Below are 281 nucleotides of genomic sequence, written 5' to 3' on the forward strand. Positions count from 1 at the left end.
CCACCACTTTACGCAGTCTTCGAACGTCAGATTGTATTTCGCCAGCTTCTCGCCGCGGATCAGCGCGCGGTGGGCCACCCAGCCGCTGTAGGTCGGCGCTTCAGCGCCCAGCAGGTGCTCACGAATGCGCGAATTGATGCCGTCGGCGCCGATCACGATGTCGGTGTGGGCCGAGGTGCCGTCGACGAAGTTCAGCACCACCTCGTCACCGCGATCTTCAATTTTTCTCAGGCATTTGCCGAAGTGCAGGGTGCCGGGCTGCAGCGCGGAGAGCTGCAACG

Annotated in this window: 1 pseudogene; it reads right to left on the minus strand. The window is 62.6% G+C overall.

Features of this window, described 5'->3' with window-relative positions:
• Nucleotides 1-281 (minus strand): annotated as a pseudogene (locus JYB63_RS23045) (6-hydroxynicotinate 3-monooxygenase); the annotation flags it as partial.

This window comes from Aliamphritea spongicola, from assembly GCF_017051665.1.
GTDB classification, from domain to species: Bacteria; Pseudomonadota; Gammaproteobacteria; order Pseudomonadales; family Balneatricaceae; genus Amphritea; species Amphritea spongicola.